The organism is Streptacidiphilus sp. ASG 303 (assembly GCF_020991365.1).
GTDB lineage: Bacteria > Actinomycetota > Actinomycetes > Streptomycetales > Streptomycetaceae > Peterkaempfera.
In genome coordinates this window covers 1-295 of the sequence record NZ_JAJLRA010000149.1, presented here as the reverse complement: position 1 = coordinate 295, position 295 = coordinate 1, and the positions used below count along the sequence as shown (strand labels likewise).

1 pseudogene is annotated in these 295 nt (G+C 79.3%); it reads right to left on the bottom strand.

The annotated features are described in order from the left end of the window. Nucleotides 1-295, bottom strand: a pseudogene (locus LO771_RS30310) (hypothetical protein); the annotation flags it as partial.

Sequence of the window (295 nt, the reverse complement as noted above, 5' to 3'; positions counted from 1 at the left end):
CGGAAGTCCAGCATCGGCCGGCCCGGCGCGTCCGGGGAGAGCATCGCCGAGGTGCGCCCGAGGGCGGCCTTCGCCTCGTCGGCCCGGTCCCGCACCCCCAGCAGGGTCGCCACGTAGGCCAGGACGCCCCGTTCGCACGCCGCCGCCGCCCGCTGCTCGGGACTGCGGGCGGCGGCCTCGGCCTGCCGCAGGGCCGCCTCCGCCTCCTCCCAGCCGTCGGCCTTGTAGAGGCACTGCTCGATCAGGAGCTCGGCCCGCCGCAGCGACGCCCAGGGGTCCCGGCCGGCCAGCGGCG